We start from the raw sequence: 23,650 nt of genomic DNA on the forward strand, positions 1-23,650 counted from the left end.
AGGGTGGATGCGGTAAAGGTCGCCTTGCGAAGCAGAAAGCAAGTGAAATCCGTGAGGAAGTCACCTAAGAGCTTTTGCTTTTAGAATCCCCCACTTGAACATCGTGAAAGTGGTGGGAGTATGTCAAAGCCTGTCGTATATCCAGAGTTATTTTCCGCCTGAACGCACCCGGCAGATTCTGGGACGCATGACCGGGATCAAAGCCAATATCATGGGGGCCTTGCTCGGCACCATTACCCCATTTTGTTCCTGTTCTTCCATTCCGCTGTTTATCGGTTTTACCCGTGCCGGACTGCCTGTGGGGGTGACCTTTTCCTTTCTGATTTCATCTCCCTTAGTCGATCTGGCTTCGATTATTTTATTGGCCAGTATTTTTAACTGGAAAATTGCCATGATCTATGTGGTTCTTGGTCTGATTTTGGCAGTTATTGGTGGATCACTCATCAGCTTTTTCAAAATGGAAAAGTATGTCGCTAAATTTGTTACGCAAAATAGTACAGCTCAGGGTGATGAAGATTTTAAAATGTCTGCGAAAGAGTGCCGGGAATTTGCCTGGGAACAGGTGGTGGAAATCTTTAGCAAGGTCTGGATGTATGTGTTGATTGGCGTAGGGATTGGCGCGGCAATTCATAACTGGATTCCTGAACAGTGGATTACCGCCTTGCTTGGTCAGGATCACTGGTATTCCGTACTGATTGCTACAATCATAGGCATACCGATGTATGCAGATATTTTTGGCACTTTGCCGATTGCAGAAGCTTTGGTGGTGAAAGGTGTGGGGTTGGGGACGGTATTGGCCTTTATGATGGCGGTAACAGCACTTTCCCTGCCATCCCTGATCCTGTTAAAACAGGTGGTGAAAACCCGCTTATTGAGCCTGTTTATAGGGATCGTTTTTGTGGGAATCTTGATTATTGGCTATAGCCTGAATACTTTGGGTGACTGGTTTTTATAAAATGTATGGAGAATAAAAGATGAAAATTAAAGTTTTGGGTACAGGCTGCCGTAAATGTAAGGCCCTGTTGGCTGCAACTGAAGAAGCAGTGAAAAGCACCGGTGTCAAAGCGGACATTGAGTATGTCACGGATATGATGCAGATTGCCGAAACCGGACTGTTAAGCACACCGGGTCTGATGATTGACAGTAAAATCGTATCGAGTGGTAAAATTCTGGAAGCTCAGGCTATCGCGGAACTGATCGAGAAAAATAAATAACTTCAAAATTAAAGTTGTAGCGAAGAAAACCAGTGGTTCAAGTCGCTGGTTTTTCTATATTGGAAGAAGAGGGAAACTGTTAAATCCAGCGCTTTCTGGCTGTGATATCCTGATCCAGATATAATTTTTCACTTGTACTATTTACTATATATATGGATATGTATATATTTGCATAATAGAAGGGGAGCAGCTATGGACCACGTTCAGTTTTTTAAATGTTTATCTGATGAAACACGTCTCAGTATTGTCCTGCTGATTGCGGAAAATAAAGAGCAATGCGTCTGTGATCTGACCGATAAACTGCAGTTAAGCCAACCAAAAATTTCACGGCATTTGGCCTTGTTGCGGTCTTGCGGTCTGCTCAACGATCGTCGGCAAAGCCAGTGGGTGTACTACAGCCTCAATCCGCAATTACCGGCCTGGTGCTTTGAAATTCTGGACGTACTGAAACGTAGTGACGTTCCGGTTTTATTTGATTCTTCCGCTCTATCGATTCAGAGCCATTGCGAGTAAGTTTTCATGAAATTTTTGTTTTTATGCACGGGGAACAGTTGCCGCAGCATTCTATCTGAAGTGTTGTTCAATAGCCGTGCGCCAGAAGGCTGGGTCGCTTACAGTGCTGGCAGCAAACCTTCCGGTCAGGTGCATCCCTTGACGCTTGAAACCCTGCACAATCTGGGCTTGTCGACTAAAGGCTTATCCAGCAAGACGATTGATGCCTGTGAACAGTATCAGCCAGACGTGGTGATTACCGTCTGTGATGCGGCTGCACAGGAAGCGTGTCCTCTTTATCTTGGCGGAGCGATCAAGGCGCACTGGGGCCTGTCTGATCCGTCACATTTAGAGGTGGATAAAGAAGAAAAAATGCAAGCCTTTATGAACACTGTTGAACATATCAATCGTCGCCTGGATACTTTGTTTAAACTTAACGTAGATGAACTTTCTCGCTCACAATTGATTGCAGCGATTAATCAAATTTCGAATGTTGAGTAAGTCACATGTCTGAAAAACGCATGTCCTTTTTAGATCGCAACCTGACGCTGTGGATTTTTATTGCCATGGCGTTAGGCATCGCAATAGGAAACTTTTTTCCTCAAGCATCGGTTGCTCTGGATCAATTCAGTATTAATTCAGTCAATATTCCAATCGCGATTGGTCTGATTCTGATGATGTATCCACCCCTGGCAAAAGTGGATTATGCGACCTTGCCACAAGTGTTTAAGGATAAAAAAACCCTGACGCTATCTTTAATTCAAAACTGGTTGATTGCTCCGGTACTGATGTTTGCGTTGGCTGTGATTTTTTTGCATAGCTATCCAGAGTATATGACAGGCGTGATCCTGATTGGTTTAGCTCGATGTATCGCCATGGTACTGGTGTGGAATGGTCTGGCCTGTGGTGATAACCAATATGTTGCAGCATTGGTGGCGTTTAACAGTATTTTCCAGATTTTATTCTTCAGTACCTACGCCTGGTTATTCCTGACCTTCCTTCCGCCATATTTTGGTATTGAAGCTCAAGTGATCAATGTTAGCTTCTGGACCATTACCCATGCTGTTCTGATTTATCTTGGAATTCCGTTCTTATTGGGTTTCTTAACGCGCTTAATTTTGGTGAAACAAAAAGGCGTGGAATGGTATCAAACCAGGTTCATTCCAAAAATCAGCCCGCTGAGTTTAATGGCTTTGCTGTTTACGATTTTGGCCATGTTTAGCTTAAAAGGGGGTGATGTTGTGAGTCTTCCACTGGAAGTTTTACGCATCGCGATTCCTTTAATCATTTACTTTGTGGCCATGTTCTTTATTAGCTTCTTTATGAGTAAATGGATGGGCAATGATTATCCAAAAACTGCTGCAATCTCATTTACTGCGGCTGGAAATAATTTTGAATTATCACTTGCAGTCGCCATTGCAACTTTTGGTATTGCTTCGCCGGTTGCTTTTACCACGATTATTGGGCCATTGGTTGAAGTACCTGTGTTAATTGCTTTAGTGAGTGTTTCACTGTGGCTAAGAAAGAAATATTTTAAAGAGGCTTGATATGATGAACCTGCCTAACGTAGATCCAAATCTTATTGAACAACCCACCTTTGAAAAAGTCCAAGCCAAAGAACTAGCTCATCCTCCTCGGATTTTACTGCTCTATGGGTCTAATCGGGAACGTTCTTACAGTCGCCTTGCAGTTCTTGAAGCTGGTCGAATCCTTGAATATTTTGGGGCAGAAGTAAAAATCTTTCATCCTAAAGGGCTTCCTTTACCTGAAGATGCGGATACTGAGCATCCAAAAGTAAAAGAGTTGCATGAACTTTTAGCATGGTCAGAAGGCATGGTGTGGTGTTCACCGGAACGACATGGTTCTATGAGTTCCATCTTTAAATCCCAGATTGACTGGATTCCACTGGCAGGGGGCGCAATTCGTGCCACTCAAGGAAAAACCCTTGCCTTGATGCAAGTCAGTGGGGGATCACAGTCCTTTAACAGTCTGAACCAGATGCGTGTTTTGGGGCGTTGGATGCGGATGATCACGATTCCAAATCAGTCTTCAATTCCAAAAGCATTCCTGGAATTTGAAGAAGATGGACGAATGAAGCCATCAGCATTCTATGACCGGATTGTGGATGTGATGGAAGAACTGTATAAATTTACCTTGCTGACTCGTGGTCAAAGCAAATACCTGACAGATCGTTATTCAGAACGCAAGGAATCGGCTGAAGAGCTTTCCAAACGGGTAAATCAGCGCAGTTTGTAAGACTGAATTTGCTTGATCAGGCTGTCCGGTCAATCAGAGAAATCAGCAGAAACCCGCTGAAAAAGCGGGATGCTGCATCAAGAACGACAGAAAAATGCAAGGGGAAAAGGCTTTGGACATAAAACAGATCGAAACAGATGTGATCATCATCGGTGCTGGACAGGCCGGTTTGTCCACGGCTTATTTCTTAAAGCGCAAGAATATTCCGTTTATCATCCTGGATGATCAGCCTCAGCCTGGAGGTGCCTGGCAGCATGCCTGGGAGTCCTTGCGTCTTTTCTCCCCCAATAGCTGGAGTTCGCTGTCGGGCTGGATGATGCCGGCGACCGAACAGACCTATCCGACCCGCAATGAGGTGATCGATTATTTGACCGCCTATGAGCAGCGCTATCACTTTCCTGTAGTTCGTCCGGTGCATGTGGAGCGCGTGGAAAACAAAGGGACATATTTAGAGGTCTATGCCGGGGAACAATCCTGGAAAGCCAAAGCGGTGGTAAGCGCTACAGGGACATGGAGCCAACCATTTATTCCCGAGTATGCAGGTCGTGAGCATTTTCAGGGTATACAACTTCATTCAGCAGATTATAAAAATGCTGAGTTATTTAAAAACAAGAAAGTCATGATCGTGGGTAGTGGCAACTCCGGTGCGCAAATCCTGGCCGAGGTTTCCCAGGTAGCTGAAACGCTTTGGATCACCCAGACACCGCCGCAATTTCTGGCAGATGATGTCGATGGCCGTGTCCTGTTCTTAAGGGCGACCGAGCGTTTGAAAGCCCAGCAGCAAGGTAGAAAGATCGAGCAGCCCATTGGTGGTCTGGGCGATATTGTCATGATTGATTCAGTCAAAGAGGCACGTGAGCGAGGCGTTTTACAGAGCAAGCGTCCATTTTCGGCTTTTACCGAACATGGCGTGATGTGGGAAGATGGCAGCACCGCGCAAGTGGATGCAGTGATCTGGTGTACCGGATTTAAGGCGGCGCTGAATCATCTTAGCAGCCTCGGGATTATCCAGCAGGACCAGACCATCGCAGTGAAGGATGGCCGCTCGGTTCAGCTGCCGAATTTATGGCTGGTCGGTTATGGGGAATGGACCGGTGCTGCTTCGGCGACGCTGGTCGGAGTTTCCCGGACATCCAGGGCAGTGGCCGATGAAATCGCTGCGTTTTTAGATTGAAATGACTTGATCCTGCTTCAAACGAAAAAATTGAGTGAATAGCATCTGCCTGCAACAAGTATCATATCCTATGGTCTGATGCTCGCGATGATCTGGCTACCTTTTAATCAGGTAACTTATGCCCACAATGCGGGCAGAAGAAATACTTGTTTTTTTTCTGCTCGAGTTGTTCTTTCTTGCGCTCATGAATAAGCTCTAACAGGATATCCTGCATTTGCTCTGTGCTCAGCCCGACTTCTTTACGTAAAGTTTCAATTTTTTCTTGATCTTCAATCAAGTCAATTTCTGCGTCATCAAGCAGTTCACGAAATCTTAATTCCAGCTTGTGTTTGCGTTGTCTCAGCTCATTGGCCAGGCCATTGGCCAGAATACCCGCAGGAAGTGCTGCCAGACCTACCCCTAAAATGGTAATGACCCCAACCTTGGCAAGAGTCACCGACATAAAATACACTAAATAACATAATTGGTATTTTAATAAACTCTATATATAACAGTTGTATAGAGTTTTTATTTTGTGTGGTGTAATTTAAGGTAGGGTGGGGTACTTTGATTTTTGGTCACTAATTTATTGTGATAATCAACAATAATAACCAACATACACATGCTTAATCTAAAGGTGTTTTACTGACTGGTATAATTTTATAATGAGAGGGGTGTTGCCTGGGGCTACGGTTTCTGTTTTGCCTTTTGGCGTAAGACGTACAAATATAAGCTTTCTACTTTTTCACGTGCCCATGGTGTGGTACGCAAGAATCGCAATGATGATTTAACACTTGGGTCTATGCAAAAACATCTAATTTCAATTTTACGACTTAAACCTTCAAAGCCACCGTAGTAATCCAATAATTCATCCAAAATGTCAGCAAGTTTTTTGCCGTGTAAAGGGTCATTGGAGGTGTTCATAATAGATCAATCGTATTTTGGGTGGCCATTATTATAACCTGGGCTAGTTGGAAAACTAGAGAGTTGGAATGTAAGTAATGATGGACTGAATAGCCACCAAAATTCTGGAGCACACCCAGCCATCGGGTGATGCATCATATATATGACTTGGTAATCCCATTTGCTGTGTAGGAAAGTTTTTTCTTAATGGGTCACCTTTTAATGGAAGTAGGTAAGAGGAAAGCTCTAAACCTTTACGGATCGCTTCAGCACTGTATTCAAAGGCAATTAATGGTCGACCTGTGATTGCTGTTGAGGAGACCAGTGTACCCTAAAGCCAATATTCACCCCATTCATTGTAGTAAACATTAAGTTTTTTGAGCATGGATTTATTTCCTTTTGATACGTTGGCGAGCCGTATTGCTCTCATAGCGAAGAATATCATCTACACTGTTTAAATGAGGTTTGAAGAGTTCCTCTAATTCTTGTAATCGGCCTAGGACCATGGCAACGTGTACTAAATTTTCAAATGAAACATTTCGACCTGCTTCCAGATTGGATACTGTATTCACACCAATACCAGCACGTGCAGCAACATCTGCCTGAGTCATTTCCAGATAAAGTCGTTCTTTACGAAGCCTCTCACATAATAATCCAACAACTTCTTCAGGTTTTCTGAATTTTAAATCCATAATATTGGGTCTTATGTCCATATATGTCTATTAAACCACAAAATAATGGAGTTATAAAATAAACCAGTTGATCGGTAAGAAGGTGCTTTATTGGCCTGATTAGATCCTATTAGATTAAAGAAATCTAATTAGACATTTACAATCTAATGGAATCTAATACAATCTATGGTAATAAATAAATCATTGCCGAGTGAACCGTACCGGGTTTGTCGGAGATGTGGCATTTCTAGACCAACGTTACGCAAGTGGTGGAAACGATATTCTGAGCAAGGTATTGATGGATTAAGTAGCCAGAGTAGACGTCCCTTAAAATCGCCAAATACTAAAATCAATGCTGAGCTAGAAGCCTTAATATTAGAAATGCGCTCAGCTAGAAATTTTGGTGCTCGACGTTTGCAAACAGAATTGATGAGGCTGCACGGAGTCTCGTTGTCCTTAGCGACTATCCATAAAGTACTATCCACCCATCAAGTCAAACCGATTAAAAAATTCCGTCGTAAAGCAGATTTCATTCGTTATGAACGCCCATTATCAGGCGATAGAATTCAAATGGATACCTGTAAACTGGGTCCAGGACTATATCAGTACACATCTATCGATGACTGCACACGATATCGCGTTTTAAGGATATATAAACGCCGAACAGCAGCGAATACTCTCGACTTTTTAGACTGCGTAATTGAAGAAATGCCTTTTCCCATACAGCGAATACAGACCGATCGTGGGCGGGAATTCTTTGCTGAAAAAGTACAGAAAAAAATGATGCAGCATGGAATCAAATTTAGGCCAAATAAACCAGGTTCACCTCATCTGAATGGCAAGGTAGAGCATTCGCAAAAAACTGATAAATCTGAGTTCTACGCTACTGTAGATATCGATTCTGAGGATATCCAAGACAAGCTAGCCGAATGGCAGCATTACTATAACTGGATGAGACCACATTCAGCGTTGAAAGGTAAAACACCGATGGAGAGGTACTTTGAATTATGTGAAGAAACTCCTTTCTCAGATGAAGTCCAGAAGCAATACAACCCCTCAAATGAACGGATTCAACATGCCAATTACAAGACGGATCTAGAGATCGCTAAATTGAAATGATCTCTATGAATCACACATAGAAACAATGCTAAAACTTTTGACCCCATTTGGTTTAAAATTAACTGTTGTGAAGAAATGATCACTTTCTATCAGGATATTTTCGATCTCAATGAACTGTTTAACTTCTCGAATTTGATTGTCTTTATTCACAATATTCCTATTGAGTGAGTCGAATCTGTGCTCAGGTTGAGCAGTTCGGCTACTGTTCTGAAATGACAGCTTTGTCCGTTATAATTGTATAAACATTTTTAGTGTCTGGTAATTATGTCCTCATTGATCAATTTTCTATCTCGCTTTAGTACTGCAACTATTCAGCGCAGCCTTAGCTATGCTAAACACATTGATAGGGAAACGATTGAGTTCTTTGAGGAAAAAGACGGTGTCACGATGTATGCCCAAATTGAAGGGACAGATTATTATGATACTGCGATTACCTATAATCCCCAAAAAGACCGTTTAATTGATGACGACTGCACTTGTCCGGTTGGATATAACTGTAAACATGCTGCGGCTTTAGCGCGGTTATTCTTTCAGGAATATCGCCAGGAATTTCAGCAGCGTTATGCTGACTCTCAATCCCCACAGGGAATCGCAAAACGCAAACAGGGGTATGATCAGGCGCAACGCTGGTTGAATGATTTTAAACGGTATTTACAACAGACTGAACCTGAGCAGCCTGCCAAAACAAACACATGTTTAATTTACCTGTTAAATCAGTCTGTCAGCTCAAAGAAATTGACCCTTGTGGTGCAGAAGGCCAGACGCAATAAAAATGGCTCGATTGCCGGTGAAAGTGATTATACGCACTATGAAAATATCACCAGAAAGCATCTGACTTTACCGGAACAAAAACGACAATTATTTAACCAGATTTATTATTACGCCAAAATAAACAGCGACGAGCGTTTTTATCAAAGCAATCTTGATATCTCCGGAATTTCATTGGAGCACTTTAAATCTTTTATTCAAAGTGGCGATGTGTACTGGCAAAAAAAGAGCTATGCTGCACTTCAATGGTCAGAACAAGGCTATCACATCGAATTGATCTGGGAACAAGGTGTCAACAAACAGACGGAGCATTTAAACATTGAATTGGTCAATGGCGATATTCGACTCGATTTAAAATCAAATCCACATATCCAGATTCTCGCGAGCCAGCCACCATGTTATGTGGATATTCAACAGAACACGGTGGGCCAGTTATATGGTGAATATACGGCAAATCTGCTCTACCATTTTTTACAGATGCCTGATCTTCCAGCTACGCTCTTGCCAGAGTTTGAGCAACTGACTCATCAATATTCAGACGTGAAAAATCTGCCTCAGCCCGAGTCTATTCAGCATGTTGAGGTCCTTGAGGGTAGCCCCCAGCCAATTTTACGCTTTGGTGTTTTAGATAAATTTGATTGGAAATTAGAGGAGTCTGTTTGTGCTGAAATTGAATTCTCCTATGCAGGTGGGCGAATAAAAGCAGGTACATCAGGTGACAGTTTTATTGGTGAGCAGCATGGCAAAATGGTGCGACAGCTTCGGGATTTTGTTCAGGAACAACAGGCAATCCAGCGTTTACAATTGTTGGTCGAATCACTGGAGTGGGTGAAAGATCTTAGTTATGACCAGCAATTAAAACTGGATAAACAACGTCTTGATTCTATGGTTTTTGCTTTCTATGGAGACTGGATCAAACAGCTCATGCCCATCAATCAAATTGAGTTGATGGGCTGGCAGATAGAGCATCTGGAAAACAGCCCCTTTAACCTGCAATATGTCGAAAATTTAAATATTTCTATCACTGAATCTGAAGGTCAGCAGGACTGGTTCAATATCGGGGCGACGGTTCAAGACAGTGCAGGTAATTCTTATAATTTGCTTGATGCGCTCGTAGCTTTGGTGCGAGTAAATCCTGATTTACTTGATCCGCGGACGTTTATTCATCTGCATGACAGTCAAATTTTCACCGTGAAAACTGCAGTTGATCAACCTGATTTGGCTCTATCCGCTAGGGATATTAAGCCGGTATTGTTACATCTGCAGAGCATTTTACAGCAAGAAGAGCGCAGTATTGATCGCTATGATGCGAGTCAATTATTAGAATTGCAGCATAATCTTGGGATGACATGGCAGGTCAGTGATCGCCTGCAGCAATTTGTACAGAAATTCAAACAAGGCTATCAGCAACAACTGCCGACACCACAAGGTTTTCAGGGGGAGTTGCGTCCATACCAGCAGCAGGGCTTAGGCTGGTTACAGTTTTTAAGGGAAACCCAGCATGGCGGGATTCTGGCAGATGATATGGGCTTGGGGAAAACAGCACAAACTTTAGCCCATTTACTCATGGAAAAGCAGGCTGGATATTTGCAGGACAGTCCCGCCTTAATTGTTGCACCCACATCGCTGATGCATAACTGGTTCAAAGAAGCGGAGAAATTTACCCCTGAGCTCAAGGTATTGCTGCTACAGGGGCCCGACCGCCATCAGAATTTTGAGCAGATTCCGCACTATGATATTGTGTTAACCACCTATCCGCTTCTAGCGAGAGATGAAGAACAACTAAAGCAATATGAATATCATCAACTCATTTTGGATGAGGCGCAGAATATCAAAAATCCGCGTGCCAAAGCTGCACAGGTAGTACGCCAATTAAAAGCACGACATCGTTTGTGTCTAACCGGTACCCCGATGGAAAATCATTTGGGTGAACTGTGGGCACTATTTTATTTCCTGATGCCAGGATTTTTATATTCACAAGAAATTTTTAATAAAAAGTACCGTCATCCGATTGAAAAACGCGGTGATCAGCAGTTAAGGCAAAAGCTGGTCAACCGGATTAAGCCCTTCATTTTACGTCGCTTGAAAACTGACGTAGCCAAAGAATTGCCAGAAAAAACTACGATTGAAGTCAATATTGATATGAATGACCAGCAATCCAAGTTATATGAGGCTGTTCGTGCCACGATGCAGGAAAATATTCAGAAAATTGTGGCAGAAAAAGGCTTTAAACGTAGTCAAATTCAAATTTTAGATGCCTTACTGAAGCTACGTCAGGTGTGCTGCCATCCTAGCTTACTAAAGCTGGATTCAGTGAAAACCGGGCAGGCACACTCTGCCAAACTTGAACAGTTGATGGATATGGTCGTTCCAATGGTGGAGGAGGGGCGAAAAATTCTGATCTTCTCTCAGTTTACCTCAATGTTGGAACTGATTGAGCAACAGCTCCATCACGCAGAAATTGGCTATGTGAAGCTGACTGGAAAGACCAAAAAGCGAGATGAAGTCATTACAGCATTTCAGTCTGGACAAGTGCCGGTATTTTTAATCAGTCTGAAAGCAGGAGGGGTCGGTCTGAATTTAACCGCCGCAGATACAGTCATTCACTATGATCCATGGTGGAACCCTGCTGCTGAAGATCAAGCTTCAGATCGTGCATGGCGGATTGGACAGGACAAGCCAGTATTTGTGTATAAGCTGATTACCAATAAAAGCATAGAAGAAAAAATTCTTGCCTTACAGCAAAATAAAGCAGAACTGGCACAGTCTATTCTAAGTACCGATCATGAGGGCGAAGCGAAACTGACGGAAAATGACGTGATGAACTTGTTTGAGAAATTTTAGTTTGGTTTCAGATTACCCTAATCATCTGTAAGTATCTGAAAGTCTGGATGCAATTTTTTCCAATGTGCTCTTAATTTTTCTTTATGAGCGGAAATCATAGGTAAGTCTAGTAATAGCACTGGCCATACTGACCGTGCTTTGTCCATGATCGCGTGAAGTTGTTTTTCAATAACACGCCATGGAACGCCGACTTTTTCTGCCCATTGCTTAAAATGCTTCATCTCAGCTAGATACCAATCTTTATTTTTGGCAAGATTTAATGCGAAATGACGCTCATTTTCAATATATACACTGGTCATTAATATATCGTATGCGGGAGATAATCTTGGGATTCTTTTATCGTGATAAATCATACTCCAGTTCTTTAAGTGTGCATCTCCATTGGCGAGTAAAATATTTATGAGTAAACGGCTAGCAAATTGCTGAATATCAAAAATTTTGTTATCTGAAAATTGATAAATGATCTTTCCTATCTGCTCATAATTTGTGGTGCTGTATTTCTGATGTGGATATGCGCCGAAGATCTGAGCAAAATCTTCGATGTGAATAAGGTCTGTAGTATCAGCAGTACTCTGTCTATCAAATCTTTTGATTGCGAAAGCATATTGCTCTTGGGGTAAATTTAATGGTGGAAGGTCTTGTAAAAGGGCCATATCCACCAAGCGAATCTCAGGGACATCTATTCCGACCGTTTTGGCAAGGGTCATCATAGAATATTCATTTAGCGGAACAAAAGCATGTCTGGAAGAAGGAGTTTTGATAATCCAGTCCCCGAGTAGAGTCGTTTCCGTTGCCTGTGCTAGTGTAAAACGCCCATCTTTGGCTTTCATGGAAAACTTCATTTGGACGCCGGCCAAGGAAAACTTATTATCTGTTCGAATCTCTTGCTTTAAAATTTGATCTGGATTCGAGATCTGCAGTTTGAATTTTATTTCATCTGGAATTTCTTCTGGATCTAATGGAGTCGCAATGAGTGCTCCAGGTAAATCATGACCTAAATCTGCCAATAACTGAAATTCATTGTCTATATGTACTTTGAGGCTTTGTGCAATCAGTTCACGTAATGCCCCTTCTGGTAGCAAGTTTGATAGCAAGGGGTGTAAGCGCTGATGTGTAACATAGGTCTTTTCTAAAATTTTATCCGCTTGAGGATACAAGGGGGAAGTTAGCAGGCTCAAGGTCGGACGTTGCTGATCAAAGCGGAAAGAATCTGTAAAAACCAGAATATTTTTTCCGCTCTGAAATCCTGCCAAGTATCCAACGACAGCGTGATGTAATGTTAATTTCAGGACGGCAACAGTATTCATGGTTCCTCTCCTCCGAGAAGACCCTTCCATGGGTTAGTCATTAAGTCATCCTGATCTTCAATAGTGACTTTAATTTCATCATTCAATAATTGTCTAATCAAATGAACCTTATCATCAGGGATGAGCATCAGTTGAGCATTTAATCCTGCCGCGATAATTTCTAAGGTCTCTAATCGAGGGTTACCCTGACTTTCCAACTTTTGGTATTGCTGTCTTGAAATGCCTGTACGGGATTGCATATCAACTTGCTTTAAGCCCAATTGGGTTCGTCTTTTTTTGATTTGCTGAAGTAAAGACTTATTCATTGTAGATACATTTATTGCTTTTAGGTCATATAAGAAACATATTAGTTTCTTTTTTTTTGAAAAGCAATTTATGAATTTATCATTTCGATCTGTAAAATAGCCCTACTTGTATGAGAAATGGGTGTTCAAGTTGTTGTTGATTTTGCATTGTTGGACGTAAATACCAAATGATAGAGCCTGTAAATAATTTCATTCATCATCTTCCGAAAATATTGCTTCAATTTCATCCCACTGCGGCAATTTATGCTTTTTTTTATTCACTTCGAATTGTAAACCAACACCATCAAGCACACGTTCAAATATATCAAATGAACCTGTAAAATGGCCATTTTCCATCTCTGAAATTGTTGTTTTATTGACTTGAGTTTTTTCTGCAAGGCTTTTCTGTGTATAGCCTAACCCTTTTCTTGCCAAACGTATTTCTTTACCTATTTCACCTCGTGTAGCCATTTTTTTCTCCCGAAATTTGTTAGCCATATAGCAAACTTTTAACTAATTATGGTGAATGTTCGCTATATAGCAAACTTTTTATAATGGTTCTTGAATAGCTATTGAGTTTATAAGGAGGATTTGCCTCGCATCAGGTTAATAAAATCCAATATATAGCAGCAGTTCGCAATTAATTGACGGAATTAGGCCAGACATATACATCTTGAGAAGAAGAGGGGATTCTTATACCTCGCATTTGAATTATTGGAGAGGACTATCACTTTCAAATTTTTCTGTAATACTTTGCTTATCTTAAAGTTTAGCCCGAAGACCTTCCACCAATTGTAAAACAGAGGCCAATCCCTGAGGGTTCTGAATCTGTTCTATTGGAATACCACTCAACAATTTATTGGGTGATTTTATAAAATGCTGCATCCAGGCTGTATCCCCACCTGTCAGAGCATCTAGTGATGTGGTAATACGGATTAAAGTGAGGGCGATTTCTCCCTGTTTTGAAGTGGGATCTAATTCAAGAGAGGTTAAATTTTTCACTGAATCTATATTCAGTATTAAGGCTAGTTGATCGTGTGCAAGACCAAGTCGTTCAGCAGCAGCTAAAACTGCCTTAGCTAATATCATTTTCTGTTTTGCAGTTTTTTCTGATGTTGTACGCATGACCGATCCCTGTTTCAGACGCTGCTAATTCATAGAGTTTATACTATTTAATTATCGTTGATCAGACATCCAATTTTTACTAAAGATATATTAAATTTGGCTTTAGATAAGGAAGCAACGGTTAAATTATTTAACAGCATGTAGTTATTTTTAGACTTTCAGCTTTAAGTTCAAGAGATCGTGGTCTACCGATACAGGCTAGATGTAAGCAAAATTTAAATGCAGCAAGAGCATGACCATCTTTTACTGAGTAGAGTTGTAGACGAGGAAATTCCTCTTGAGTTGATGGATGTTTATCTGTTGATGCTTTTGCTAATTTGAAAAGTTGAGGCTGTTGTTTAGCATCTAACTTTGTTTGCAAATCTTGTCCAAATAAGTGCCAAAATTTGGCAGGAAATAAAGCCTTAACCTGGGAATAAAAATGTTCGAGATGATTGATATCCTTCCAGCGATAATGGATACCTGTGTGTGATGCGGTCACTCGACTCAAAAATACATTCAAAATGAATTCAATTTGTATTGGATTTTTGCGAGTTATTTTCTGTAGATGTTCAAAAAAATAAGTCACAGCGTGAAGCTCTTCAGCGGTATCAAGCATCGCTGGCTTTAAAAGGGTTGAGCTATCAATACTAAATAAACGAGGATTCCCTTTTTTTGATTTAATGTCTGCTAAATTTAGGGCATTTTCATACCAATAATTTACGAGCTCTTCTGGTAAGCATATACGTTGAGCTGCACTTTTAGGATCGTGAGTAGTCTCTAATAAGTTGAGTGTTTCATAAAAGCGTTGAAGTGAAATTTTAGAATCCTCTGTGCCGGCGAAAAAAGCAAAAAAGTCATGGGGTTGATTTGTTTGTACTGACAGTTCGTTAAGAATGTCAGTAGCATTACTTTGGAGCCAGTTTGTTTGATCGTTCAATAATATAGTTGCTAGAACTGCCTGATTTTTTTCAAAATTAAAGTCTTTTTCATCCGTTGTTATTTTCAAATTTTTAAACGTTGCATTGTAGCCCATGATTTTTTTAGCCAGTTCATTTGGCATATCTGGATGATGTTTCAGTAGTTTTTGACCAGCAATGAGATAACTAAAGTGAATATAACTTTTGAAAGTTTCAACGGGTTCTATATGCCCTAAAAGATGTGCAATAACAAACCAATGGTTTTGTCCATGTTGATTTTGAAGAAGTTCAGCTCGAATTTTTTCATATTCGTTTTCACTATAGTCAGTCAGCTCTTGCACAAGTGGTGCATATTCACAGTTCAGTAAAAGCGATAAATGATTCGCTGCCGTGTGACGAAAAGAGTGAAAGGAGTAATGATGCTCTTTAAAGACCTGATTCAATATCAGTTTTAGGGGCACAGTGACAGTGTGTTTATTCAGTTTGAACCGTACCGGGTTTGTCGGAGAGTTTTTTATTTAAGTTAGGCCACCTGACCTAACGGGTTAATCTTATCATAGTACATTGCTTCAAAATCAAAAGGTGATACATAACCTAGTGCACTATGTACACGCTCTTTATTGAACCAATCTACCCAATTTAGTGTCGCAAGTTGTACATCTGCTAAACCTTGCCAATCTGCTTTTAGATATTCAATCACCTCTGTTTTGTATAAGCCATTCACCGTTTCAGCCAAAGCATTATCGTATGAATCACCAGTCGTACCGACTGATGCTCGTAAATTTGCTGCTTCTAAACGATTGGTATAGCGAATGGAAAGATATTGCACACCTCTGTCGGAATGATGAATCACATTCTTTGGCATGCCTCGATCATGCAATGCTTGCTCCAATGCATCGAGCACCATATCTGTATTCATCCGTGTCGATACTTTCCATCCAACAATTGCTCGTGAGAACACATCAATAATAAATGCAGTATAAACCCAGCCTGAATTTGTTTGAATATACGTAAAGTCACTCACCCACAGTTGGTCAGGATGATCAGCAGTAAAATTACGTTTTACCAAGTCATCCGCTCGTTTTTGATCATCTCGGCTACGGGTGGTTTGTTTGTTCTTACCACGCCAAACACCTTTTATACCTAGCTTTTGCATTAATCGAGCAACAGTACAGCGCGCAATAATATAGCCTTCACGTTTCAGTTTTTGCCAGACTTTACGTACACCATACCGACCTGAACTTTCCTTCCAAATTCGTTTAATCTCCTCAGCATGATGCAAGTCATGTAAATCTCGCTTTGCTCGATGTTCTGGATTTTCACAGAGATCTAGAGTCCGGTAATAGGTTGAAGGTGCGATCGGTAAAATTCTACAAATCGCCTCGACTCCGTACAGCTCTTTATTATTATGGATAAAATCCACCATTATTTGTGTGGGCGGTCGAGCTCCGCCTGGGCGAAAAAAGCGGCTGCTTTACGTAGAATTTCATTGGCGCGTTGCAGTTCTTTATTTTCGCGTTCGAGTTGTTTGATACGTTCTTGGTCTGAAAGCTGCTGTACTTTAACTGGATTTTGTTTATCTAAATATTTTTGATACCAAACACGTAGTGTTTCAGGAGTACAACCCTTGCGCAGTATACTGCTCAGGGAGCAATAGCGGTGATCGCAGCCCAATTCGATGGATAATCTTTCTCGGATTCAATCAATAATTGAACCGCTCTTTCTCTGATTTCAGGGGTATATTTTACTTTTTTCATCGGGACATTCTCTCAGAAAGCTTGGTCTCCGACAAACCCGGTACGGTTCAAAAATCTTCCATTGATTTATTTATATCTGTTAAACCAGTCGCATTATGAAATGTAATATAAGTAGAAATTTCAGTATAAATGGTCATGATCTTTTCTAAATTTGAATATCTAAGCGTCTTCATTAATCAACCTTATTGATTATTAGTTTCTTCTTTTAAAGCTCTTTGTACTGTTGCTATCCCTACTTTAAACTTTTCTGCAACACCTCTAAATGTTGAATTTTCTTCAGCCATTGCTTTTCGTATTTCAACATAGTCAACCTTCCGCTTTCTTCCCTTATATAAGCCCTTCGCTTTGGCTTTTGCAATTCCTTCCTTTTGACGCTCACGGATCATGGAGCGTTCAAACTCTGCAAATGCAGCAAGCATCTGAAACATGAGTTTATTTATTGCCGATTGTGCTACATCATGACTGAAGGTCAAATTCTCTTTATGAAAAATAATGGTTATACCACGATCATTCAGACTATTCACAATTTCGTTCAGATCATTTGTATTACGTGCCAGACGATCAATACTATGAACATGCACCGTATCACCTTCACGCAGATAGTCGAGCATTGCATTTAACTGAGGACGTTCACGGCTACCACCGCTTGCCTTTTCAGTAAAGGTCTTATCCAGGCTGATTCCATCTAATTGACGTTCAGTATTTTGTTCAGTTGAACTGACTCGAATATATCCGACCTGATTAGGCATTCTGTACCGTTAGAGTTTAGATAATTAAATACATATTGTACCGAAATTAAATATTAAGTCTATAAATACGGTTTTTGAGTTGCTTTTTAAGACTTTATTTTGTTCCGTTAGGCTATAGGACAATATGACAGTAAAAATCAAACTATGTTCATAAGAAGATATAGCTAAATACTGAATTTATCAGCACACCTAAAACCCTATAAAAATGGATTTTACAGGCATTTTTATGTGCTGATCTTTTTAGAATTTAGCTATAGCTTGAGCTGTTCAGCAGCTTAAAGTTTTTTCCACAAATTTAATTATTTAAGATGAATCTAAGGTTATTTAAAAGACTTAAATGTCCGAAATTTTTATTTTGTACCTTATACACAGGGCTAGGATTAGCGAACTCATTGGAGATAAATTCTGGAGTTGTAATAGCCCTTGCCAAATTTTTCGAGCAAAAGTCTTTTTCCAAATAACGTAATGTAAATAAAAAGGACTCTATATTAGGTGTTACTGCAATCCATTTTCTATTTAAGTTATTTGCCGCATTCAAACAGACGCTATCAAAGCTGAAAGCATCCAATATTAAAGAGTCTTCATTGGTACTGGATTTAATAATAACCTCATAGGCTTTCTGCAGATTTTTAATTTGGTATGTTGAATTTTTTGCTGATGCTAAGTCCCAATAATCTGTATATCTAACACCGGTATCACTTTTAACATAATCCTTTAAACGTGGATTACCTGTTCTTGACCAATGAATAAGGCCCTGTTGATCAAGTTCATCCATTTTTTCTGGAGAAAAACGCCAGTGCTTACCTTCGGGTGGATTCATATCCCTCCATTGTCTACCAGTTTCACCATGTTTTCGTACACCAGGAACATGTAAAGGCATGAGTCTAAATTGCCCCAGTGCATCCACATGAGGAAACTTTTTAGCTAAATTATCATCTGTGATTGTCTGGACCAGATCATTCCAAATAAAGTTATCTGTTTTGGTATAAAAAAGAATTACCTCATGAGCGGTTTTAGTAAAACCTTTTGATGCTTTAAATGAAGAATTATGGGTTTTTAGTAAAATTTGATTCACACACCTAGCTTCACCAAAAACTTTATCTAATATTACTTGGAATTCACTCATTAGGTGAAGATTGGAAACATGTACATATAGACTACCGTTATCAGTAAGTAATTGTCTCAATAATTCAAAATATTGACGGTAATGTTTAAGTACAGAATCTTTGTTTTTAAAGAGCCCCACAAAAAGAAAAAAATCGATCTCTGGTTTTATAACAATCAGATCAAACTCTTTGGATTGCGAAACAAGTCTATGTAAAGAGTTTATTTCATTCCCAACAATGATATCAAAGTCATTGATTTCATATTTTATTTTTTCAAAATCTTTATCAGAAATACCCGTGTCGCTATTTTCAAAGAAATAGCCAAAAGAAGGGAATGCAACAAACTCATCCATTGAAGTGTCTCAAAAAAAAATAGCTATTTGTATGGATTATATGATTGACAACCTTCATAAAACAAGTTAATTTTTTTGGTAACCAGTTTGGTTACCAAAAAAATTGTTTAAAAAAAAGAGCTTTAAAAACTCTTTTTCCCATTTATTACGATCATAAGAATATGAGGCAATAAACTACGCCACTTGGTAGGTTAGCGTAGGGATTTTTTCATAGTAGATATCGAAAGTAAAGTTATCTATATCCTCATTGTTTCTAGTTCTTGTGATCCTTTACTTTACAAGGATAAATTTATGCCAAATGTGTATTTAACCCACAATAACTTAGACTTGATGTACCGAGAGGAAAAAATCCGGAAGAGTTTTCAGAAAGAGGTCATTAAATCTGTTTTACAGAAGCTGTATGATTTTATGAGTTACGATTCTGGAAATTCATCAAATAAGATGATCACTTACTTTGGATTGAATGGATATTCAAGTCACTCTTCACATCAAGAGAAATTAGAGCAGTGGCTTCAACAAGAAATTTCGGAAGTTTACCTGCATGATATAAGTCAGGAAGAAGTCGTTGAGATTTTATGGAAAAAAATTCTCGATATCATTAGCCATTAATTTTTATACAGGCTGTACTAGATTAATCTAGTACAGCCTGTATATTAAAACCAATTTACAACTAAATTAGTTTCAAATTGGTTTCTATTTAGTTTCATTCTTCCTTTAACTTCTTCAGTGCAAATCTAATAATCCCATTATGGAGCAACATAAAACTGGACGTATGATCGGTGGTTTCTCATTTACGTTCATAACTAAGCAACAACCTAAGGAAGTCACGCACAGCAAAGCTAAGAAGCTAACAGACAAGCAGATTCAATTCTTTGCAAACAAGCTAGCTCACCATGATCCATTTGCAAGCCAAAAAGCTGCAGTAGGGGAAAGCTATGCTGATCTAGAGAAAAGGCTCCTGATTGAACTACAAGATCCCGAGGTTGTCAGAAAGTATTCTAGTGTCCTCAAAGAGTTAGGTCTTGAGATGTGATGTACAACTAGATTAGTTGTTTAAAACAACTAATCTAGTTTTTTAATAGTTGTAATTTGATTGCAAAAAATTAAGCAGCAGAGAGCTCTTCTGCTAATTGCTCAGCCTGTTCAAGCACAGTCTCAGTAGCCAATAAAGCCATATCAGGTGGATAGCCATACTTCTTGAGTAGACGCTTCACAATGACTCTCAGCTTCGCCCTGGCAGCTTCTTTGATGGTCCAATCCAAGGTTACGTTCTTACGAATAGACTCAGTCAGCACAACAGCGAGTTCGCGCAGGATCTCTTTTTGCATCAACTCTCTAGCACTGTCATTGTCTGCAACTGCTGAATAGAACGCATATTCATATTCAGTCAGGTTGAGTTCCTCTGCCATTTTGTCTGACTCTTGGATTGCCTTAGCCAACTTGATGAGCTCATCAATCACTTCGGCTGCAGTCAGTACCTTGTTCTGATAGCCCTTGATCGCAGAGCTCAGCATCTCCATGAGCTTTTTACCTTGCGTGACACTACGCTGCTCTCGCATCTTGATCTCATCGCCTAAACAACAATGACAAACACCGACTAAAAGGGGCGTTTTACGATGAAAAATTCGAACTTGGAGCTTATGCAGAGCGCCTTCGAGAGGCAGAATCAAATAAACCAACTGATCGTGAGCTTGCAGCTGCTCTCACAGACGCTGATCAACTTCGAGAAACTTATCGAGCAAAGCGAGCTGCCTATCATGAACAGTACCACCCTTTTAAACGGGATAGAGAGTACGACAAGATCCATAGAATCCAATCTAAGCTCGATTTTGACCGAGGTGGGGAATCTATCACCACAAGTGCTGCAAGAAGCAACAATGGACTATCTAGTAGCGTTAAAAGCAATCCACGAGCAGATATCGAATACAGATATATCGAAACTCCAACGGCTTTCAGTCTCAATCGAATCGCTGCAGACCGAAATCAACAAAGCAATTGGCAGCATTTCGATAGATCAGAAGAGCATCCAAGCCCAAGTCCAGGCCCAAGTGAAGCAGGCGATAGAAGAGAGCCAAAGCGAGCTAATAGAGACCGGAATTCAGTCGCTATTAAACTCTCAAAAAGCCAAATACATGACATGGGCGAGTACAGTTTTTGGGGGGCTGATGATTTTAATCAGTTTTTATACGATCTATCAGTTCAGTACAAACCTAAAAACCATCCAAGCACAAAAAGAAATGATTCAACAGAATTCACAAACAATTCAGAGCCAACTCAATTACCTAAACAGCATACGGAGATAAGTTATGCAGACCGAGATCGACCAATTTTTGACAGAGCAAAACGCCTTGTTGAGTCAACAAAACAGCTTGTTAGCAGAACAAAACGAAGCCTTGAGTCAACAGGTCAGTTCATTAAAGAATATTTTGACCACTTACAGCGAAGTAGAGCAGAGTTTAAAGGACAAAATCAACAACTTGAACTCAGAGAAAGAAGCTCAACAAGCCTTGATTTTGGCTATGAAAGTAGAACTTTCAAAGCTCGAGCAGGGCGAATTTTCGGAGCAATTACAGCAAGCATTTCAAGAAAACTTGAGAACCCAGTTACAAATGCAATTAACGACAGCATTAAATCAACTGGATTTAAACAGCATTGTCAGCGACCTGGTAAAGATCGAATTAAAATCCATTCAACAGACGCTAGACACACAGCAGACAGACCTGGAGACAGCACTCTCAACCATCTTGCAATTGCAGCTACCCACCGACTTTTACACAGACTTGGAGATGCAAAGCAAGCAGATCAATACGCTTGGGGAAACTGTAGAACGATTAATGACCTTAATCAACAACTTGAACAACTAGAACCCCTAGTCGCTAAAATTCGACCCAAGCCAAAGCCGGCTACAGATTTCCGTGACTTGAGAATTGACGCTTATTACCCTGGTTACGTTGCTGATCACAAACAACTTTCAGCCCAACAACAGCAAGCATACAACGATAATAATCTATTGCAATTGATTGGTTGTGTGCAGAAAAAAGCTCAAAACTTGGAGAAATACATCAGCCAAGCAAGCAGAATGATCAATACATGGGACTATGACAAAATCGAGGAGATCATCAAAAACGACCAACGCATGCTTAACTATCTGAAATGTGAAATTATTTTAGAGCCTCAAAATGACCATTTGAAACATCAAAGAGCGTCATATCAATCGTGTTTAGAGAGTTTTGAGAACATAAAGAGCCATATCCACGAGGTGAAAAAGCCTAATCCGACTCCTCAAAGCGATGTCTTAGAGCAAACTTATGAACCTGAAAAGCAGCCAAATCGTGATTATGATCTAGATTTTTAATTTCAGCATTGATGATATAAACCGTCCGCTTCGATAATAGCAAAAGCGCAGATTCTACAAGCGGACATTTCTATTTGGGGTTTACACAACAAAAAAGGGAGCTGTAAGCCACTGCTGTCCCATAGTTTGATTTAAATAAAAAAACCTGAGTCCGAACAGTTAAAATATGAGTGCAAACAAACACTTTAACGACCAGGATTCAGGTTTTGTCACATCAGAATACCGTATTTCATCAGTTAATTAAACCAGTCTTACGACAAGATTTTGAACGGCTTGCTAAACAACATCATGTTGGGCAGAAATTCAGATCTGCTTCTCGATGGGATCAGTTTATTGCCCTGTTAATGTCCCAACTTTCCTGCCGACAAAGCCTACGGGATATTCAATCCAATCTTGAGTCCCAGCAGGAAAAGCTTAATCATCTCGGAGCAAAGTCTATTCCCCGAAGCACGCTGGCACGAATCAACGAGGAGCAACCTGCTGCCTTGTATAAACAGATGTTTCATCAATTACTGCAATACTGTGAAAAATCAAAAGTAGCCCATAAATTTCGCTTCAAGAATCCTCTGTATTCCCTGGATGCCAGTCACATTGATCTGTCGCTTTCCTTGTGCGCATGGGCCAAAGTTCATGATTCAAAAGCCAGCATGAAACTCAGCATAGGATTGAATCACAGCAATCATATTCCTGAGTTTGTTGCAGTTGAAAATGGTAAAGAAAATGACATGGTACAAGGCCGAAAATTCCAGTTTCCCTCTGGCAGTATTGTGGTCTTTGACAAAGGCTATGTAGATTATCAATGGTATGCGAATCTGACCGCTCAAAATATTGGCTTTGCTGAATAAGCCGTCATGAATAGGTTTGTGCAACAAAGCCCTCTATAGCTCACGGCTTTTGGTTGTTGAGCTTTTTGAGTAGGTGATTGCTTATATTTTATCGTTTGTTTTGTTGTTTTAATAGCTGTATCAATAGCTGTATTGAAAGAGATGCTTGGAAGGATCTGTGCTGCTTCCAGGACATTACTGATCAATTTGGATTGGTATATCAAGTCATGGAGAATAAAGTTGTTGTTCTGGTCCTATATGTTGATAGACGAGGTAGGGTCTATAAAGGCATGCAATCAAATTGGCTCACGGCTTTTGGTTGTTGAGCTTTTTTGAGTAGGTGATTGCTTATATTTTATCGTTTGTTTTGTTGTTTCGATAACTGTATCAATAGCTGTATTGAAAGAGATGCTTGGAAGGATCTGTGCTGCTTCCAGGACATTACTGATCAATTTGGATTGGTATATCAAG

At 40.2% G+C, this 23,650-nt stretch carries 18 protein-coding genes, 8 pseudogenes and 1 other annotated feature; of the genes and pseudogenes, 13 read left to right on the plus strand and 13 right to left on the minus strand.

The genetic code is table 11. The features are described 5' to 3' along the window. Window positions 1–94: 94 nt before the first annotated feature. The 7 genes from FTU40_RS12635 (at window position 95) to FTU40_RS12665 (ending at window position 5,136) form a co-directional block, all read left to right on the plus strand. On the plus strand, window positions 95–955 hold the full coding sequence (locus FTU40_RS12635) for a permease (RefSeq protein WP_218946078.1): 861 nt from the start codon (window positions 95–97) through the stop codon (window positions 953–955). A 19-nt stretch (window positions 956–974) separates the two neighbouring features. Further along, window positions 975–1,214 (plus strand): thioredoxin family protein, encoded by a 240-nt coding sequence (locus FTU40_RS12640; protein ID WP_005093701.1) that lies wholly within the window; start codon window positions 975–977, stop codon window positions 1,212–1,214. A gap of 192 nt (window positions 1,215–1,406) precedes the next feature. Then, the gene (locus FTU40_RS12645) at window positions 1,407–1,727 is read left to right on the plus strand and encodes a metalloregulator ArsR/SmtB family transcription factor (protein WP_005093699.1); all 321 of its coding nucleotides are present in this window, start codon (window positions 1,407–1,409) and stop codon (window positions 1,725–1,727) included. A 6-nt stretch (window positions 1,728–1,733) separates the two neighbouring features. Beyond that, complete coding sequence (locus tag FTU40_RS12650) at window positions 1,734–2,207, plus strand: arsenate reductase ArsC (RefSeq protein ID WP_074382687.1); 474 nt, start codon at window positions 1,734–1,736, stop codon at window positions 2,205–2,207. 5 nt (window positions 2,208–2,212) lie between these two features. Next, window positions 2,213–3,253 (plus strand): ACR3 family arsenite efflux transporter, encoded by a 1,041-nt coding sequence (gene arsB, locus FTU40_RS12655; protein ID WP_005093695.1) that lies wholly within the window; start codon window positions 2,213–2,215, stop codon window positions 3,251–3,253. A 4-nt stretch (window positions 3,254–3,257) separates the two neighbouring features. Next, on the plus strand, window positions 3,258–3,962 hold the full coding sequence (gene arsH / locus FTU40_RS12660) for an arsenical resistance protein ArsH (RefSeq protein WP_035337425.1): 705 nt from the start codon (window positions 3,258–3,260) through the stop codon (window positions 3,960–3,962). Between the two features lie 94 nt (window positions 3,963–4,056). After that, window positions 4,057–5,136: an ArsO family NAD(P)H-dependent flavin-containing monooxygenase gene (locus tag FTU40_RS12665; protein WP_005093691.1), complete on the plus strand. Its 1,080-nt coding sequence runs from the start codon at window positions 4,057–4,059 to the stop codon at window positions 5,134–5,136. Window positions 5,137–5,239: 103 nt separating this feature from the next. On the opposite strand, the pseudogene FTU40_RS12670 reads toward FTU40_RS12665, so the two are convergent. The 4 genes and pseudogenes from FTU40_RS12670 to FTU40_RS12685 form a co-directional block, all read right to left on the minus strand. Next, window positions 5,240–5,551 (minus strand): annotated as a pseudogene (locus FTU40_RS12670) (ion transporter); the annotation flags it as partial. A gap of 251 nt (window positions 5,552–5,802) precedes the next feature. Beyond that, window positions 5,803–6,039: a VF530 family DNA-binding protein gene (locus tag FTU40_RS12675; protein ID WP_002058193.1), complete on the minus strand. Its 237-nt coding sequence runs from the start codon at window positions 6,037–6,039 to the stop codon at window positions 5,803–5,805. A gap of 115 nt (window positions 6,040–6,154) precedes the next feature. Beyond that, window positions 6,155–6,343 (minus strand): annotated as a pseudogene (locus FTU40_RS12680) (type II toxin-antitoxin system HipA family toxin); the annotation flags it as partial. 64 nt (window positions 6,344–6,407) lie between these two features. Continuing rightward, a complete protein-coding gene (locus FTU40_RS12685) occupies window positions 6,408–6,710 on the minus strand; it encodes a helix-turn-helix domain-containing protein (protein ID WP_159138966.1) in 303 nt (100 codons plus the stop codon). A 204-nt stretch (window positions 6,711–6,914) separates the two neighbouring features. Here FTU40_RS12685 and FTU40_RS12690 point away from each other — a divergent pair. Then, window positions 6,915–7,808, plus strand: a pseudogene (locus FTU40_RS12690) (IS481 family transposase); the annotation flags it as partial. Between the two features lie 264 nt (window positions 7,809–8,072). Next, window positions 8,073–11,420, plus strand: coding sequence for a DEAD/DEAH box helicase (locus tag FTU40_RS12695; RefSeq protein WP_159138968.1), 3,348 nt, complete (start codon window positions 8,073–8,075; stop codon window positions 11,418–11,420). A gap of 17 nt (window positions 11,421–11,437) precedes the next feature. On the opposite strand, the gene FTU40_RS12700 is transcribed toward FTU40_RS12695, so the two are convergent. From FTU40_RS12700 to FTU40_RS12735, 8 genes and pseudogenes are all read right to left on the minus strand, one after another. Next, a complete protein-coding gene (locus tag FTU40_RS12700) occupies window positions 11,438–12,727 on the minus strand; it encodes a type II toxin-antitoxin system HipA family toxin (protein ID WP_159138969.1) in 1,290 nt (429 codons plus the stop codon). After that, window positions 12,724–13,032 carry a helix-turn-helix transcriptional regulator gene (locus FTU40_RS12705; RefSeq protein WP_004282130.1) on the minus strand — a complete coding sequence of 103 codons (309 nt, stop codon included), beginning with the start codon at window positions 13,030–13,032 and terminating at the stop codon, window positions 12,724–12,726. The genes FTU40_RS12700 and FTU40_RS12705 overlap by 4 nt, the downstream gene beginning before the upstream one ends. A gap of 189 nt (window positions 13,033–13,221) precedes the next feature. After that, the gene (locus tag FTU40_RS12710) at window positions 13,222–13,482 is read right to left on the minus strand and encodes a helix-turn-helix domain-containing protein (RefSeq protein WP_159138970.1); all 261 of its coding nucleotides are present in this window, start codon (window positions 13,480–13,482) and stop codon (window positions 13,222–13,224) included. A gap of 291 nt (window positions 13,483–13,773) precedes the next feature. Beyond that, entirely contained in the window at window positions 13,774–14,136 is a 363-nt protein-coding gene (locus FTU40_RS12715; protein WP_159138971.1) for an MbcA/ParS/Xre antitoxin family protein, read from the minus strand. 130 nt (window positions 14,137–14,266) lie between these two features. Beyond that, window positions 14,267–15,520: pseudogene (locus FTU40_RS12720) on the minus strand (site-specific integrase); the annotation flags it as partial. 38 nt (window positions 15,521–15,558) lie between these two features. Continuing rightward, window positions 15,559–16,792, minus strand: a pseudogene (locus tag FTU40_RS12725) (IS3 family transposase). Next, window positions 16,387–16,503: a sequence feature (AL1L pseudoknot), on the minus strand. It overlaps the preceding pseudogene by 117 nt. Before the next feature lie 182 nt (window positions 16,793–16,974). Beyond that, entirely contained in the window at window positions 16,975–17,541 is a 567-nt protein-coding gene (locus FTU40_RS12730) for a recombinase family protein (RefSeq protein ID WP_006581699.1), read from the minus strand. A gap of 295 nt (window positions 17,542–17,836) precedes the next feature. Continuing rightward, complete coding sequence (locus FTU40_RS12735) at window positions 17,837–19,000, minus strand: DNA methyltransferase (protein WP_100355865.1); 1,164 nt, start codon at window positions 18,998–19,000, stop codon at window positions 17,837–17,839. A gap of 291 nt (window positions 19,001–19,291) precedes the next feature. Here FTU40_RS12735 and FTU40_RS12740 point away from each other — a divergent pair, with 291 nt between their 5' ends. Together FTU40_RS12740 and FTU40_RS12745 are read left to right on the plus strand one after the other, a co-directional pair. Further along, complete coding sequence (locus FTU40_RS12740) at window positions 19,292–19,609, plus strand: hypothetical protein (RefSeq protein ID WP_100355864.1); 318 nt, start codon at window positions 19,292–19,294, stop codon at window positions 19,607–19,609. 142 nt (window positions 19,610–19,751) lie between these two features. Beyond that, window positions 19,752–20,033: pseudogene (locus FTU40_RS12745) on the plus strand (RepB family plasmid replication initiator protein); the annotation flags it as partial. Window positions 20,034–20,103: 70 nt separating this feature from the next. On the opposite strand, the pseudogene FTU40_RS12750 reads toward FTU40_RS12745, so the two are convergent. Next, window positions 20,104–20,577, minus strand: a pseudogene (locus tag FTU40_RS12750) (type I restriction enzyme endonuclease domain-containing protein); the annotation flags it as partial. 39 nt (window positions 20,578–20,616) lie between these two features. Here FTU40_RS12750 and FTU40_RS12755 point away from each other — a divergent pair. Both FTU40_RS12755 and FTU40_RS12770 read left to right on the plus strand, forming a co-directional pair. Further along, entirely contained in the window at window positions 20,617–21,303 is a 687-nt protein-coding gene (locus FTU40_RS12755) for a hypothetical protein (protein ID WP_100355863.1), read from the plus strand. A gap of 1,258 nt (window positions 21,304–22,561) precedes the next feature. Then, window positions 22,562–23,191 (plus strand): annotated as a pseudogene (locus FTU40_RS12770) (IS4 family transposase); the annotation flags it as partial. Window positions 23,192–23,650 lie beyond the last annotated feature (459 nt).

It is taken from the genome of Acinetobacter sp. YH12100 (genome assembly GCF_013419135.1).
Classification (GTDB): Bacteria; Pseudomonadota; Gammaproteobacteria; order Pseudomonadales; family Moraxellaceae; genus Acinetobacter; species Acinetobacter pseudolwoffii.

Excerpts from the sequence above, each read along its gene's own strand:
- FTU40_RS12640 (WP_005093701.1), top strand. The coding sequence starts at position 975 with ATGAAAATTAAAGTTTTGGGTACAGGCTGCCGTAAATGTAAGGCCCTG.
- FTU40_RS12645 (WP_005093699.1), top strand. The coding sequence starts at position 1,407 with ATGGACCACGTTCAGTTTTTTAAATGTTTATCTGATGAAACACGTCTC.
- FTU40_RS12650 (WP_074382687.1), top strand. The coding sequence starts at position 1,734 with ATGAAATTTTTGTTTTTATGCACGGGGAACAGTTGCCGCAGCATTCTA.
- arsB (WP_005093695.1), top strand. The coding sequence starts at position 2,213 with ATGTCTGAAAAACGCATGTCCTTTTTAGATCGCAACCTGACGCTGTGG.
- arsH (WP_035337425.1), top strand. The coding sequence starts at position 3,258 with ATGAACCTGCCTAACGTAGATCCAAATCTTATTGAACAACCCACCTTT.
- FTU40_RS12665 (WP_005093691.1), top strand. The coding sequence starts at position 4,057 with ATGCAAGGGGAAAAGGCTTTGGACATAAAACAGATCGAAACAGATGTG.
- FTU40_RS12675 (WP_002058193.1), bottom strand. The coding sequence starts at position 6,039 with ATGAACACCTCCAATGACCCTTTACACGGCAAAAAACTTGCTGACATT.
- FTU40_RS12685 (WP_159138966.1), bottom strand. The coding sequence starts at position 6,710 with ATGGATTTAAAATTCAGAAAACCTGAAGAAGTTGTTGGATTATTATGT.
- FTU40_RS12695 (WP_159138968.1), top strand. The coding sequence starts at position 8,073 with ATGTCCTCATTGATCAATTTTCTATCTCGCTTTAGTACTGCAACTATT.
- FTU40_RS12700 (WP_159138969.1), bottom strand. The coding sequence starts at position 12,727 with ATGAATACTGTTGCCGTCCTGAAATTAACATTACATCACGCTGTCGTT.
- FTU40_RS12705 (WP_004282130.1), bottom strand. The coding sequence starts at position 13,032 with ATGAATAAGTCTTTACTTCAGCAAATCAAAAAAAGACGAACCCAATTG.
- FTU40_RS12710 (WP_159138970.1), bottom strand. The coding sequence starts at position 13,482 with ATGGCTACACGAGGTGAAATAGGTAAAGAAATACGTTTGGCAAGAAAA.
- FTU40_RS12715 (WP_159138971.1), bottom strand. The coding sequence starts at position 14,136 with ATGCGTACAACATCAGAAAAAACTGCAAAACAGAAAATGATATTAGCT.
- FTU40_RS12730 (WP_006581699.1), bottom strand. The coding sequence starts at position 17,541 with ATGCCTAATCAGGTCGGATATATTCGAGTCAGTTCAACTGAACAAAAT.
- FTU40_RS12735 (WP_100355865.1), bottom strand. The coding sequence starts at position 19,000 with ATGGATGAGTTTGTTGCATTCCCTTCTTTTGGCTATTTCTTTGAAAAT.
- FTU40_RS12740 (WP_100355864.1), top strand. The coding sequence starts at position 19,292 with ATGCCAAATGTGTATTTAACCCACAATAACTTAGACTTGATGTACCGA.
- FTU40_RS12755 (WP_100355863.1), top strand. The coding sequence starts at position 20,617 with ATGAAAAATTCGAACTTGGAGCTTATGCAGAGCGCCTTCGAGAGGCAG.